This window comes from Methylomonas sp. BG-2, from assembly GCF_057766305.1.
Map to the genome: position 1 here is coordinate 1 of NZ_JBYMAP010000106.1, position 14686 is coordinate 14686.

The 14686-nt window shown below is 56.1% G+C and carries 12 protein-coding genes; 5 read left to right on the plus strand and 7 right to left on the minus strand.

Annotated elements, in window-relative coordinates:
• Nucleotides 1-230 (plus strand): tetratricopeptide repeat protein (locus AC3B8H_RS11735; protein ID WP_488441761.1); only part of this gene is annotated, 230 nt, incomplete at its 5' end.
• Nucleotides 231-416: 186 nt separating this feature from the next.
• Nucleotides 417-3857 carry an AAA family ATPase gene (locus AC3B8H_RS11740; RefSeq protein ID WP_488441762.1) on the plus strand — a complete coding sequence of 1147 codons (3441 nt, stop codon included), beginning with the start codon at nucleotides 417-419 and terminating at the stop codon, nucleotides 3855-3857.
• A gap of 30 nt (nucleotides 3858-3887) precedes the next feature.
• Here the strand turns inward: AC3B8H_RS11740 and AC3B8H_RS11745 are convergent, their stop codons facing one another.
• The 3 genes from AC3B8H_RS11745 to AC3B8H_RS11755 all read right to left on the minus strand — a co-directional run bounded on the left by AC3B8H_RS11745 (nucleotide 3888) and on the right by AC3B8H_RS11755 (nucleotide 6993).
• On the minus strand, nucleotides 3888-4268 hold the full coding sequence (locus AC3B8H_RS11745) for an exosortase system-associated protein, TIGR04073 family (RefSeq protein WP_488441763.1): 381 nt from the start codon (nucleotides 4266-4268) through the stop codon (nucleotides 3888-3890).
• 83 nt (nucleotides 4269-4351) lie between these two features.
• Nucleotides 4352-6640: a Tex family protein gene (locus AC3B8H_RS11750; protein WP_488441764.1), complete on the minus strand. Its 2289-nt coding sequence runs from the start codon at nucleotides 6638-6640 to the stop codon at nucleotides 4352-4354.
• A gap of 155 nt (nucleotides 6641-6795) precedes the next feature.
• The gene (locus AC3B8H_RS11755) at nucleotides 6796-6993 is read right to left on the minus strand and encodes a hypothetical protein (RefSeq protein WP_064024863.1); all 198 of its coding nucleotides are present in this window, start codon (nucleotides 6991-6993) and stop codon (nucleotides 6796-6798) included.
• A gap of 375 nt (nucleotides 6994-7368) precedes the next feature.
• Between AC3B8H_RS11755 and AC3B8H_RS11760 the strand changes: the two genes are divergently transcribed.
• A complete protein-coding gene (locus tag AC3B8H_RS11760; RefSeq protein WP_488441765.1) occupies nucleotides 7369-7734 on the plus strand; it encodes a SirB2 family protein in 366 nt (121 codons plus the stop codon).
• Nucleotides 7735-7897: 163 nt separating this feature from the next.
• Nucleotides 7898-8302 (plus strand): septal ring lytic transglycosylase RlpA family protein, encoded by a 405-nt coding sequence (locus tag AC3B8H_RS11765; RefSeq protein WP_488441766.1) that lies wholly within the window; start codon nucleotides 7898-7900, stop codon nucleotides 8300-8302.
• 57 nt (nucleotides 8303-8359) lie between these two features.
• Here AC3B8H_RS11765 and purD read toward each other — a convergent pair whose 3' ends face one another.
• From purD to dusB, 4 genes are read right to left on the minus strand one after another with little or no spacing between them, the layout of a single operon-like run.
• Nucleotides 8360-9637: a phosphoribosylamine--glycine ligase gene (purD, locus tag AC3B8H_RS11770; RefSeq protein WP_488441770.1), complete on the minus strand. Its 1278-nt coding sequence runs from the start codon at nucleotides 9635-9637 to the stop codon at nucleotides 8360-8362.
• Between the two features lie 18 nt (nucleotides 9638-9655).
• The gene (purH, locus tag AC3B8H_RS11775) at nucleotides 9656-11218 is read right to left on the minus strand and encodes a bifunctional phosphoribosylaminoimidazolecarboxamide formyltransferase/IMP cyclohydrolase (protein ID WP_488441767.1); all 1563 of its coding nucleotides are present in this window, start codon (nucleotides 11216-11218) and stop codon (nucleotides 9656-9658) included.
• 29 nt (nucleotides 11219-11247) lie between these two features.
• A complete protein-coding gene (locus AC3B8H_RS11780) occupies nucleotides 11248-11511 on the minus strand; it encodes a helix-turn-helix domain-containing protein (protein ID WP_064024856.1) in 264 nt (87 codons plus the stop codon).
• Nucleotides 11512-12489, minus strand: a complete 978-nt coding sequence (gene dusB / locus AC3B8H_RS11785; protein ID WP_488441768.1) for a tRNA dihydrouridine synthase DusB — start codon at nucleotides 12487-12489, stop codon at nucleotides 11512-11514.
• 237 nt (nucleotides 12490-12726) lie between these two features.
• Between dusB and parC the strand changes: the two genes are divergently transcribed.
• On the plus strand, nucleotides 12727-14686 hold a 1960-nt coding region (gene parC / locus AC3B8H_RS11790; protein WP_488441769.1), incomplete at its 3' end, for a DNA topoisomerase IV subunit A.

Here is a 14686-nt window from a genome sequence, read left to right on the forward strand (position 1 = left end):
AAATCGACCAAGCGTTCGAATACATGGATAAAGTCATCGAATTGTCACCGGGGCGCATGTATTTTTACGCGGAAAAAGCCCATTTACTGATAACGCTGAACGAATTTGACGAGGCGGAACAAACGCTTCGTCTGGCCGAGAAGATGAATTTGGCGAGCGGTTTTGATCGGCAAGAATTTGCTAAGCTGAGAACATCCATGGAAGCAAACCGGTTGAAAATTCAACACTGATTGCAAATCCAAAGATTCTCTTGAGCAGACGATTGGGAGAAGGTTTCAGCGCTAAAGTTCGGTGCTTGCTTAGAGTCCGGTTTTCTAGCTAAGTCCTATCGTGTAACATGTCAAGGCTACGCCACGGTATGCTCCGCTAATCGCCGGCATGCGCTTGTCAATTAAGTCGTGTGAAATCTCAGTGCTATGCGCATCCTGAACATTCGTTACAAAAACATCAACTCCCTGGCTGGCGAAGGGCGGATTGCTTTCGATCAAGGGCCTATCGCCGAGGCCGGTGTGTTTGCGATTACCGGTCCCAACGGTTCGGGTAAAACCAGTATCCTTGATGTCATCACGCTCGGTCTTTATGGCGAGACCTTTCGTTTCGACAAGCCGGCTGAGCATGTGATGACCAAGCTGGCCGACGAGAGCGTGGCGAGCGTTGAATTTTCTCTGGGCGGCGAGAAGTTTCGTTCCGATTGGTATGCCAGGCGGCCCGGTGACGATAAGCAGTCGCGCGCCGAGACCGCGATGTCCTTGACCAAACTCGGCGAGAGCGACGAGTTGCTGGCCGAAACACCCTCTGCGGTGCGAGGGCGGATTGCCGAACTGACCGGCATGGATTTCCATAAATTCAGCAAATCGATGGTGTTGCCGCAAGGTGATTTCGCGGCGTTTTTAAACGCGCTGGATAGCGAGCGCATGGATATTCTCGAAAAAATCGCCGGTGGCGACATTTACGAACAATACCGCCAACAAGCCGAAAGCCGTTACCGGCAAGTTGCCGAGCGGGTTCGCCAATTGCAACAGGATAGCGCCGCGATTCCGTTGCTCGACGAGGCGGAACTGGAAGCTAGTCGCGCCGACCTGCGAGATTTTCTCGATCAACACGCCGAATTGTCCAGCCAGCAGGACTATTTACGTCAGCATCAGCTCAAATTGGAAGGTGTCGCCGCGCTTGAAGCCGAAGAGCGGCAATTGGCCCGGCAAGCCGCCGAGCTCCAAACCCAAATTCAGATTCTGCAATCCGATTTGCAACGAATAGCCGCGATTGAAGATGCCGACAGCTATCGCGAACAGTTGGCGGGATTGGATGCTAAGCACTCGAAAATCAGCGAGTTCCAAAGCGAGCTGGCGAGTTTGCGCCAGGAAGTCGCCGGTTTGCGTCGGCAGTTGGGCGTTGGTGCTAGCGATCCGGAACTGCCGGTCGGCGATGGGGATTGGGCTTCGCGGAAGCGGATTATTGACGACATCAAGATCAGGCTCAGCGAGCTGAAATTGGAGTTGCCCAGAGAAATGGCGCAGGCGGAGGCCGCCCAACAGACTTTGGTCGATAAGAGAGCCGTACTCGCTGAGTTGGAAGCGTGGTTGCAAGAGCATCACAGCGAGGCAGTCTTGTTAACCGATTTTCCGGATGTCGTGCAACTCCGCAACCTCAGAACCGAGATCGCGGAACTGGGTGCCAAGCAGAAGACTCAGTTGGCTTGGTCGAAAAATACCTCGGCGGCCTTAAAAAAGAATCAAGCGGCCTTGAGCGACGCTAAAGCCAGTGTGGCGGAATTGCGAGACCGGATTGCGGCAGCCGAGGCAAATATCGCAACACACGGTCAGGGTAGAAGTGTCGATGAAATTCGCGAGCTGTTGCTGGAGCAACAAGCGAGGGTTAACGACTTTCAGGAGTTGTATTCGTTAGCCAGCGTCAATGCCAAGGTGACTAAAAAGGGCATGTTCGGTTGGTTATCGACGAATAAGCCAACGGAGTTTCCCGATGAGGTTGAATTGCGGGAAAGGTTGGCGGCGCTGAAACATGAATTCAGCCGAGAGGAAAACATCGGTTCCGCGCTGGAACAAGCGATCGCCAACGAGGCCCTGCTGCGTAAAATGACGCCCGATCGCGGAAAATTGGTGGACGGCAAGCCTTGTTTTCTCTGTGGTTCCTTACATCATCCTTACGCGTCGAAACCGCCGGCAATGACTGACTCGAAAAAGGCGTTGGTCGACCAGCGCGGCAAAATGCAAGCCTTGAAGGCGGCCATGGCCAATATTGAGACCCAGTTGACCGCTGCGGAAAAGCGTAGTTCTCAGATGTCCGCCAAGGAGAGGCGCTTGCAGGAAATGCGCGCGCAGTGGCGAGTGTTGGTGAATCGGCTGAATGTCGCCCGAGACGGTATGACGATCGAGAATTTGGGCTTGCAAAAGCAGTGGCTGGACCAGGAAACCGAAGAACTCGAAAGAATTAAGTTGTTGTTGAAAGATGTCGGACAGTGGCAACGTAACATTGCGAAATGGACCGACGAAATTGGTGCCAAGCAGGCGCAAACCCTCAAATTAGCGGCGGTCGTGGAGCAGTTGGAAGCCGCTTGGAACAACCGTCCGCCCGAAGCCATTGAAGGCGAACAACAGTTGGCCGCGTTGAAAGCCTCTGAAAAGGCTTTGTTGGACAAACTGGAGAAAGCGTTGGCGCCTCTGGGCGAGAAAATACCGGGCAAGGCTAAGGAAAATGCTCTGTTCGATCGCCTGAATGTCCGGCGCCAGGACTATCAAATACGTGATTTGCGTAAGCAGGGCGTGCTTGCTGATATAAGTGGCTTGCAGGATGGATTGGAATCCGGTCAGGCCCGTATTATTCGCTACCAAACCGAACTCGCCGAACTGACCGAAGCCTTGCAAAGCCACGAGTTGTCCGGTTTGCATTTGGCATTGTTCGAGAAGCAAAAGACGATCGCCGACCACGAAACCCGGCTCGCCGAGTTCGAGGCGGCTTACGATGTCGACTACGGCCAATTGCGTGACCGATGGTTGGCCGGCGGTTTCAGTGATCTGGACAATTTGCGAGCCGTGTTGGCGCAACTCGATAGCGAAGATGAAATGGCCGGGACGCTAGTGAAATTGGAGCAGCGGTTGGCAACCTTGAATGTTGAGCTGGCGGAGTTGGATTTACGCTTGCAAAAAGCCTATGCCTTGTTGCCTGGGCCCGAAACGGCGGCCGATTTGCTGGCCATGCAACGCGCGCTGTCCGAAAAAATCGACATCACCTTGCATGAGATTCACAACCTGGAGCACAAACTTGCCAAGCAACAGGCTTATGCGGAGACCTTTGACGAACTGCAAGAACAAGTGCGGCGCGAGCTGGCGGTTTTTGCGGAAGCGGAAGCCGAGTTGAATTTGATTAACGGCGAGCAGGGCGGTTTGCGGCGGCGGATCCAACAATTGTTGGTCGAGAAGTTACTGCGGCAGGCGAATCGAATTCTGGAGGGCTTGAGCGGTCGTTATTATTTGCGTAGCGGGTTCAGCGAGCACGGTTTGGCGTTGGAAATCGAGGATACTAAGCAGATCAACGTGAGGCGTTTGCCGAAAACCCTATCGGGCGGCGAGAGTTTTGTGGTCAGTTTGGCGCTGGCCTTGGCGCTATCGGAAATTGCCAACAACGGAAGAGCGATCGATTCCTTGTTTTTGGACGAGGGATTCGGCAACCTTGATGCCGAAGCGCTGTATTTGGCGATGACGACGCTGGAGAGCCTGAAAACCCAAGGTAAGATTGTTGGTGTGATTTCTCACGTCGATGCGGTGAAAAAACGGATTAAGACCCAAATCGAACTGGTCAAAAACACCAACGGTTTTAGCGAGTTGAAGATGGTGGCCTGACCTAAGATTCGATGGGCTTGGTTCAGGCCTTCATGGATTGGGCGTCGGTTTGAAGGCTTTGCCGTAAGTGGTGTCGGCGTTGAAATCGTCCCAAACGTAGACCGGCCTGACGATGGGTTGAGTGGGAATGGGCGCCGAGATTAAGTCAAGTACGCCGACGCCCATCCTGGCGCCCATATTGATCAAACCTTTGAAAGTACCGCCGATGAAGCCGTACACGACATTGCTCTGGTTATTGACGATGATGATGTTCTTAGGGATTTCCAGCGACGAGGTGGCGATATTGGCCAATCCGGAACTGAGTTTTCGGCCCACCGTTTCCCCATAGCTTTCGTTTTCACCGGGTTGGGCATGCGCGGCGGTGAATGCGGCGATCAACCAGAAGGCCCAAACGGTTTGCTTTGCTTTCATAGCGTATCCTGAATCTGTTGACGAATCGGTTGCCGCCCGCGTTTCCGGGCGGCGTACTGGGCCAAGTATAGCAGTGGGCGGGTTTACTTTTTCAAGGCCTTGGCGAAGGCGCTACTCATCGTATTTTGCACGGTGGGCTGTGGTTTGGCTTTTGGAGCCACTCTATTGGCGGTTCTTTGTGATTTTTCACCCCGCACGATGTCGCCTTCGTCGATACTTTTTTTCATACTCAACGAAATCCGCTGTCTGGCGGGATCAATTTCCAATACTCTGACTTTGACCATATCGCCCGCTTTGACGACGTCGCGCGGATCCTTGACGAAATCGTCGGCTAAATGGGAGATATGCACCAGACCGTCCTGATGTACGCCGATGTCGACGAAGGCGCCGAAATTGGCGACGTTGGTGACCACGCCTTCCAGTGTCATGCCGGGTTCCAGGTCGGTGATTTTCTCGACACCTTCCTTGAATTGCACGCTCTTGAATTCGGGGCGCGGATCGCGGCCGGGTTTTTCCAGTTCCTGCAAGATGTCGGTGACCGTCGGCAGGCCGAAATCGGCGGTGGCATAATTGGCCGGGTTCAGAGCGCGCAGCACTTGGCTCTGGCCGATCAGGTCGCGAATCGACTTGCCGGTGTCGTCGAGAATGGCATTGACCACCGGATAGGCTTCCGGATGCACCGCCGAGGCGTCGAGCGGGTTGTCGCCGTTCATCACGCGTAAAAAACCGGCGGCCTGTTCGAAGGCTTTGTCGCCCAGGCGCGGCACTTTCTTCAATTGCGCGCGGTTAGCGAAAGGGCCGTTTTGGTTGCGGAAGGCGACGATGTTTTCGCTGATACTGGCGCTCAGACCTGAGACCTGTTTCAGAAGTGCCACCGAGGCGGTGTTTACATCGACGCCGACTGCATTCACGCAGTCCTCGACTACGGTATCCAGCATCCGCGCCAGTTGCACTTGGTTGACGTCATGCTGGTATTGGCCGACGCCGATGGATTTGGGGTCGATCTTGACCAGCTCGGCCAAGGGATCTTGCAGGCGACGAGCGATGGACACCGCGCCGCGTAACGAGACGTCCAAATCGGGAAACTCCTTGGCGGCCAACTCCGATGCCGAATAGACCGACGCACCGGCCTCGGAGACGGTGATTTTCTGGAATATCAGTTCTTTGTGGCGCTTCATCAAATCGGCGACCAATTGATCGGTCTCGCGGGATGCGGTGCCATTGCCAATGCTAACGAGTTGCACGCCGTATTGAGCAATCATGCGCGCCAGCGTGGCGATGGATTGGTCCCACTGGTTCTTAGGCTGGTGCGGATAAACGGTTTCGGTGGCCAGTAGCTTGCCAGTGGCATCGACGACGGCGACCTTAACGCCGGTGCGAATGCCGGGGTCCAGGCCCATCGTCGCTTTCGGACCGGCGGGTGCCGCCAGCAGCAAGTCGCGCAAATTGCTGGCGAATACGCGGATCGCTTCCTGCTCGGCGGCTTCGCGCAAGCGTAGTTTCAAATCCATGTCGATGCGGGTGAAGAGTTTGATTTTCCAGGCGAAACGAGCGGTGTCGGCCAGCCAGGCGTCGGCGGGTTTGGTGGTGTCGGTGATCTGCAAACGTTGGCAAACGAATTGGGTGCAGAGTTGATGCTCTTCCTGGTCCAGTTCGGCCGGCTTCAAGGTCAAATTCAGCATGTCCTCGTTACGGCCGCGGAACAGGGCCAGCGCGCGGTGTGACGGAATTTTGTTGATCGCTTCACTGTAATCGAAGTAATCCTTGAATTTCGCGGCTTCAACTTCCTTGCCGGTGGCAACGGTCGATTGCAATATGCCTTTGTTCCAGACGCGCTCCCGCAGTTCGGAAAGTAATTCGGCGTCTTCGGAAATCCGTTCCATGATGATTTGACGAGCGCCGTCCAGCGCGGCGGCCACGTCGGGCACGCCTTTGTCGGCATCTATATATAAGGTAGCGGCCTGTTCCGGGATCAAGTCGCGGTCGTTCAATAAGGCGTCGGCCAACGGTTCCAGGCCGGCTTCGCGGGCGATTTGCGCCTTGGTACGGCGTTTGGGTTTGTAGGGCAGATATAAATCTTCTAGCAGCGTCTTGGTGTCGGCGTCGAGGATGGCTTGTTCCAGTTCCGGCGTCAGCTTGCCCTGCGAGAGGATACTGTCGAGTATCGTATTGCGTCTGTCGTTGAGTTCCCGTAAATAAGTTAGCCGTTCCTCCAGATAGCGCAATTGGGTATCGTCCAGACCTTCGGTCACTTCTTTACGGTAGCGGGCGATAAACGGGACGGTGGCGCCTTCGTCGAGTAACGCGACGGTGGCGGCGATTTGTTGAGGTTTGACGAAGAGTTCCGCGGCTATGCGCTTGATGACATCCATTGAGCTGTGCAGAGATGGTTGGAAACGGTTGATTTTACCGTAGTTGGGGGCAACTCGAAGCGCCGAAGCGGTTTGCGGTAGGCATAAAAAAGGCGCTACTTCGGCAGAAGCAGCGCCTAATCGAAAGCAAGCTTAATTATTATTATGGAAAACGATTACTTTGCTTGGCTCAGGATATCGTTGTTGAAGTCTTTGTGTTTAGCCAAGACTTGCGCTTCCGCTTGAGCGGTGGTTTCGCCACTCATTTTCAGGTGTTTAGTTTCGTCCATTTTCAGAAGCAGAACGCCAGCAATAGCGATAGCGGTTACGACAGCGACGACGGTAAAGGTATTGTCTTTTTCTTGTTCAGCCATTTTTATAATCCTCATCTTTGTTGTAATAATCAGCCCTTAAAAGCAGAGCTACTCGAGTTGTATGTCGAATGTTTAGTGTTATTTTTCGTCGACGGGACATTTTTTACACTTAAATTTGTTTTGTGTCAAAACATTATTTTTTTTTTGTGTCGGTTGTGGTTGGTATTGTTTTATCTGTTTGAATTTATTGAAAAATATTTGTTTTGCGTGAGACTGGGAAGCAAGGCATGGTTTGCTGGAAGGCGACCCGCTCAGAGGGAATGTGGGTTTTCGCCTCGGTTCGGGGTATCTTAAACGTAGCTGAGCTACCGGTTGGCTATGGAGCTTCGGTATTCGGCGGTTTAGTTGTCTATTCACGTATGGAGAAACGTTTACATGGTAAAGCACATTCACTTGTTTTTTGTGGCATTGCTGGTGGTCAGCTTTTTGGGGCGGGTGGCGCTAGCGCAATTTAAGCCCGAGCTCTTGGCTCAAAAATGGCTGAAACAGGTTCCGCATGCCATTGCCGGCGTGTTGTTGTTGAGCGGTGCGATTTTGGTAATTCAGGGGGGCTGGCTTGCGGGCGATTTCGGCTGGATTATCGCCAAATTAATGGTTTTGGCCGGTTTTATGGTTGCCGGAGTTCGGACAATCCGTGCGCAGGGAGTAAGTCGCTGGCAGTGGTTTGGCGTGGCCTTGCTTTGTCTGTTTTACATTTCGAAAGTCGCAATGACCAAACAAATTTTCTTCTTTTTTGGCTGAGCGGCTGATGCCGGCTATCCCTTGCCGGCTCTGGGTTTTCCTTGGAAGATCGTCACGTTTTGGGTGAGACGCTGGAGCCGTTTGGCGATAAAGGCTTGCCAAATCAATATCTTCTGAGGTAACCTCCCGACCTCCTGTCAATACTCAACGAAAGGAGGGTAGGATGCGAAAAACGAAATGGACGGCAGCAATGCTGGTTTCACTGAGTCTAGCGTCTTTTAGCTCTGTAAGTTTAGCGAAAACAGAAAGACACGGTTTATTGTCCATTGCACATAGCGGCATCGCCTCGTACTACAGCGATAAACTGCATGGTCAGCGGACAGCAAGCGGTGAAATCTACGACAAAAATTCGTTAACAGCGGCCCATGCCAATCTCCCGTTCGGGACTTTGCTGCGGGTGGTCAATCTCAACAACAACCGCAGTGTCGATCTGCGGGTCAACGGACGGCCGGGCCGGCACAATAAACGCCTGCTCGACGTCTCCAAGCGAGCCGCGAAGGAACTGGGCTTTGTCCAGGCCGGGTTGGCTCAAGTCAAGATCGAAATTTTGCGCTGGGGTGAAGCTTAGCGCATGAAAAAGGCGCGAATGCCCGGCATTCGCGCCTTTTTGTTTTCGATGGTCGCGCTAAGCCTTGATGGCTTTAAAGCCGATGTCGCTGCGGTAATAAATGGATTGCCAACTGATGCGTTCGCTCAACGCATAAGCTTTGCGCTGGGCGTCGGCGATGTTGTCGCCCAGCGCGCAGGCGCAAAGTACCCGGCCGCCGTTGGTGACGATGGCCCCACCGACGCGTTGCGTGCCGGCGTGGAAGACTTTGGCGTCCGCCGAATCGACGCCGTCCAGTCCGGAAATCGGTTCTCCCTTGGCGTATGCGTCGGGATAGCCGCCCGCCGCCAACACGACGCCGAGCGCGGCGCGCTCGTCCCATTCGGTCGTGGTTTGGTCCAGTTTGCCGCCCAATGCCGCCAAGCAGAGTTCCACCAAGTCCGATTTTAGCCGCATCATGATGGGCTGGGTTTCCGGATCGCCGAATCGGCAATTGTATTCCAGCACCTTGACGTTGCCACGCTTATCGATCATCAAGCCAGCGTAGAGGAAGCCGGTGTAGGGCATGCCGTCGTCGCGCATGCCTTGCAAGGTCGGATAAATCACCTCGTCCATCACCCGCTGGTGGATGGCGGGCGTTACTACCGGCGCCGGCGAATAAGCGCCCATGCCGCCGGTATTTGGGCCTTGGTCGCCGTCGTCCCTGGCCTTGTGATCCTGCGAGGTGGCCATCGCCAAGGCGTGCTCGCCGTCGGCGATGACGATGAAGCTGGCTTCCTCGCCGGCCAGGAACTCCTCGACGACCACCCGGTGGCCGGCTTCGCCGAAACTGTTGCCGGCCAGCATGTCGTTGACCGCGTCTACTGCCTGTTGCTCGGTTTGGGCGACGATGACGCCCTTGCCGGCCGCCAGGCCGTCCGCCTTGACGACGATGGGCGCGCCTTTTTGGCGAATGTAGGCGATTGCGGCTTCGGCGTCGGTGAAGGTTTGATACTCGGCGGTAGGAATGCGATGGCGCGCCAGAAAGTCCTTGCAGAAGGATTTGGAACCTTCCAATTGCGCGGCTTGCGCCTTGGGTCCGAAACATTTCAGATCGGCCGCCGAGAAGCGGTCGACAATGCCTTTCACCAGCGGCACTTCCGGGCCGACGATGGTCAATCCGATGTCGCGCGCTTGCGCGAAACTCAGCAGTCCTTCGATGTCGTCGACTTGAATATCGACATTGACGATGCCGGCCTCCAGTTCGGTGCCAGCGTTGCCGGGCGCGACGTAGACTTGCGCGGCTTGCGTCGATTGTCTGGCTTTCCAGGCCAGGGCGTGTTCGCGGCCGCCGCCACCCACGATTAGTATGTTCATCATCGGATTATCCTGAAATCAATGTCTGAAATGGCGCATGCCGGTCAACACCATCGCGATGTTGTGCTCGTCGGCCGCGTCGATGACTTCCTGGTCGCGCATCGAGCCGCCGGGGTGTATCACCGCGGTGACGCCGGCCGCGGCGGCCGCGTCGATGCCGTCGCGAAACGGGAAGAACGCGTCGGACGCCATCACCGAGCCCGGCACTTCCAGGCCCTCGTCGGCGGCTTTGATGCCGGCGATCTTCGCGGAATAAACCCGGCTCATTTGGCCGGCGCCGATACCGATGGTTTGGCCGCCCTTGCCGTAGACGATGGCGTTGGATTTGACGAACTTGGCCACCTTCCAGACGAACAACAAATCGGCCAATTCCTGCTCGGTCGGCGCGCGCTTGCTGACGACTTTCAAGTCCGCCGCACTGATGGCGCCGGTATCCTTGTCCTGCACCAGCAGGCCGCCGCCGACGCGCTTGAAGTCCAGCGCGGAAGGCTGGGTTGAGGACCATGCGCCGGTTTCCAGAACCCGTACGTTCGGTTTTTTCGCCAGCGCGGCCTTGGCGCCGTCGGAAACCCGCGGGGCGATGATGACTTCGACGAACTGGCGGCGGGCGATTTCGCCGGCGGTGGCTTCGTCCAGCTCCCGATTGAAGGCGATAATGCCGCCGAAGGCCGACGTGGGGTCGGTGGTGTACGCGGCGTTATAAGCGTCGAACAGGCTGTCGGCGATGGCGACGCCGCAAGGATTGGCGTGCTTGACGATGACGCAGGCCGGTTGATCGTCGAAGGATTTGACGCATTCCAGCGCCGCGTCGGCGTCGGCGATATTGTTGTAAGACAGTTCCTTGCCTTGCAGTTGCTTGGCGCTGGCGATGCTGCCGGCCGGCGGGTTTTTCTCGCCGTAAAACGCCGCGTTCTGATGCGGGTTTTCGCCGTAGCGCATGCTTTGCAGTCGATGGAATTGCAAATTCAGCGTTTCCGGAAAGCGGCTGGCATCGACAATCTTGCTCAAATAGGCCGCGATCATGGTGTCGTAACGGGCGGTATGCTCGAAACTTTTCAGCGCCAGCCGAAAGCGGGTTTCGTGGCTCAACGCACCAGCGTCGGCTTGCAGTTCGGCCAGAATGTTTGAGTAGTCGGCAGGATCGACGACGATGGCGACGTCGTGATGGTTCTTGGCCGCGCCGCGAATCATGCTGGGACCGCCGATGTCGATGTTTTCAATCGCGGTTTCCAGATCGCAATCCGGTTTGGCGACGGTTTGCTCGAACGGATAAAGATTGACCACGACCATGTCGATGGCTTTGATGCCGTTTTCGGCCATCACCGCGTCGTCAATGCCGCGTCGGCCCAAAATTCCGCCATGCACCTTGGGATGCAGTGTCTTGACGCGGCCGTCCATCATTTCCGGAAAGCCGGTGTAATCGGAAACTTCGGTCACCGGAATGCCATGCTCCGCCAGCAGCTTGGCGGTGCCGCCGGTCGACAGCAACTCCACGCCCAGCGCGCCGAGACTTCGGCAAAATTCGAGTACGCCGGTTTTATCCGAGACGCTAACCAGCGCCCGGTTGACTTGTCTTTTCATGCAAACCTCAAAAACAAAAGAAAATCGAGTTAGCCGATACCGTAATGGTCGAGCTTTTTACGCAAGGTGCTGCGGCTGAGTCCCAGAATGACGGCCGCCTTGCTTTGATTGAAATCGCAATATTTCAACGTGGTTTCCAGTAACGGTTTTTCCACTTCCGCCAGCACCAGATGGTAGAGGCCGCTGGAATCGTGCCCGTTCAGATGCGAAAAATAGTCTTCGACACAATGGCGGACGTGGTCGGACAGCGTATCGACGCTGTCGCTGGCATTTTGGCTGTCGTGGCTTCCCATCTAGGCGGCTCTTGGTAGGAGATAATTGAACGACGCGTTAACCCGCGTCAGCTGTTGCACGGGATGTTGGGCTTGATTGATAGACTGCTTGTGCGCGGCGGGCAAGCTGCCCAGACGTTCGAAGTACCAGCCGATGTGTTTGCGGGCCATTTTAACACCGTGGTCGCTACCGTAAAAACGGTATAAATGCTCCAAATGGCTGTTAATCACGCTCTGGATGTCGGCCATCGTCGGGCGGTGCCAGTGTCCGCCGTGCAGCGCGGCGGACAATTCGGCGAAAATCCACGGCTGGCCTTGCGCGGCGCGGCCGATCATGATGGCGTCGGCGCCGGTGTGGGCCAGTACCCGGCGGGCTTTTTCGGGGCTATCGATGTCGCCGTTGGCGATGATCGGAATGCGCGCCGATTGCTTGACCTGTCGAATCGTGTCGTATTCGGCTTGGCCCTCGAATTTGCAGGCGCGGGTGCGGCCATGGATCGTCAGGGCCTGGATGCCGCAGTTTTCGGCAATGCTGGCGATTTTGGCGGCGTTACGGTTTTCAAGGTCCCAGCCGGTACGGATTTTCAATGTCACCGGAATGTCGACGGCCGCGACGACGGCGGACAGGATATTCGCCACCAGTCTTTCGTCTTTCAACAAGGCCGAGCCGGCGGCGGTGGAGCAGACCTTCTTGGCCGGGCAACCCATGTTGATATCGATAATCTGGGCGCCGCGTTGCCGATTGAGTTTGGCCGCTTCCGCCATTTGTTTCGGATCGTTGCCCAAGATTTGCACGGCTCTTAGGCCGGTCTCGCCGGCATAATCGGTTTTCTTCAGCGTGCGCGGGTGGTGTTGCAATTCGGTATTGGAGATTACCATTTCCGATACCGCCAATCCCGCGCCGAACTGTCTGCAAAGTTGCCGGAAGGGCTGGTCGGTGATGCCGGCCATCGGCGCCAGCAGCAAATTATTCGGCAGGGAATACGGGCCTATCTGCATAATTTGGGGGAGTTTCGGAAGGCCGAAAATGATACCTGAAAACCGCTGAAGACACGATGTTTTCCCGGTTTTATTTCCGATGCCAAGCGGGTCACCGGTACTGGTTGGGCTAGCCGAACAGGCGCCACGGGGCGTATTCGGCGCATTCAGGCTAACCCAAGCGGGCGGCTGTGATATTTTAGTCGGCAAAACAGCGGCCTGGCATGGCTGCGTATCACTCAAATTTACCGACAAACCATGGGCGTACAGGAAAACTTCGAAACTCTCCCACTAAAAGACTTCACCGAAAAAGCCTACCTCGACTATTCGATGTACGTGATTCTGGACCGGGCTCTGCCGCATATCGGCGACGGCTTGAAGCCGGTACAACGGCGCATTGTCTATGCGATGTCGGAGCTGGGCTTGACCGCGCTGGCTAAGTACAAAAAATCGGCGCGCACCGTCGGCGACGTGCTCGGTAAATACCATCCGCACGGCGATTCGGCGTGCTACGAGGCGATGGTGTTGATGGCGCAGGATTTTTCCTATCGCTATCCGCTGATCGATGGCCAGGGCAACTGGGGCTCGCCGGACGATCCCAAATCCTTCGCGGCGATGCGTTACACCGAATCGAGATTGACAGCCTATGCTCAAACCTTGCTCAGCGAATTGGGCCAGGGCACGGTGGATTGGGTGGACAATTTCGACGGCACGCTGGAAGAGCCGTCGCTGTTGCCGGCGCGCTTGCCCAACGTGCTGCTGAACGGGACCACCGGCATCGCGGTCGGTATGGCCACCGACATTCCACCGCATAATTTGCGCGAAGTAGCCGCCGCCGTGCTGCAACTGCTCGACGAGCCGGAAACGCCGCTGGAAGGTTTGTTGGAACACATCAAAGGCCCGGATTTTCCGACCGACGCCGAAATCGTCACGCCGGCCGCCGATCTGCAAAAGCTGTATCTGACCGGCAACGGCTCGGTGAAGATGAGGGCCAAATACGAAGTCGAAGACGGCAACATCGTCATCACCGCCTTGCCGCATCAAGTCTCCGGCGCCAAGCTGCTGGAGCAGATCGCCGCGCAAATGCTGGCGAAAAAGCTGCCGATGATCGAGGATTTGCGAGACGAGTCCGACCACGAGAATCCGACCCGGCTGCTGATCATCCCCAAAACCAAGCGCACCGACGTCGATGCGGTAATGTCGCATTTGTTCGCTACCACCGACCTGGAAAAAAACTATCGGGTCAACCTGAACATGATCGGCCTGAACGGCAAACCTCAAGTGAAAAACTTGCGGCAAATTCTGACCGAGTGGATCGCATTCCGGACCGAAACCGTGCGCCGGCGCTTGCAATACCGGCTGGACAAGGTCCTGGCACGGCTGCACATTCTGGAAGGCTTGCTGATCGCCTACTTGAACATCGACGAAGTGATCGCGATCATTCGCCGGGAAGACCACCCCAAGCCGGTATTGATGGCGCGGTTCGGCTTGAGCGACTTGCAGGCGGAAGCGATATTGGAATTGAAGTTGCGCCACTTGGCCAGGTTGGAAGAAATGAAGATCCGCGGCGAGCAGGATGGGCTGGAGCAGGAACGCCAGGAATTGGAAAACACGCTCGGCTCCGCGCATTTGCTGAACCGCTTGATCCGCAAGGAAATCGAGCGCGATGCCGAGAAATTCGGCGACGCCCGCCGTTCTCCGATCGTCGCCCGCGACGCGGCGCAAGCCTTGGATACCACCGAGCTGATCGCCAACGAGCCGGTCACCATCATTCTGTCGCAAAAAGGCTGGATACGCGCCGCGAAGGGCTACGACATCGAAGCCGAAGGCCTGAGTTACCGAGCCGGCGATGGTTATTTGTCGTCGGCCAAGGGTCGTACCACGCTACCGTGTTATGTGCTGGACTCGACCGGCCGGGTTTACAGCATCACCACGCACGATCTGCCGTCGGCGCGCAGTCAGGGCGAACCGTTGACCGGCCGTCTGAACCCGCCGCCCGGCAGCCTGTTCACCGACGTATTTACCGGACAGGCCGAGGATTGGGTATTGATGAGCAGCAGTGCCGGTTACGGATTTCGCGTGCAACTTAAGGAGCTTTACAGCAAGAACAAGGCGGGTAAGACCGTGTTAACCGTGCCGGAGGGGGCGAAAGTCATGATGCCGACGCCGATTCCGCAAGACGCCGAGTGGCTGGCGGTCGCGACCTTTCAGGGGCGTT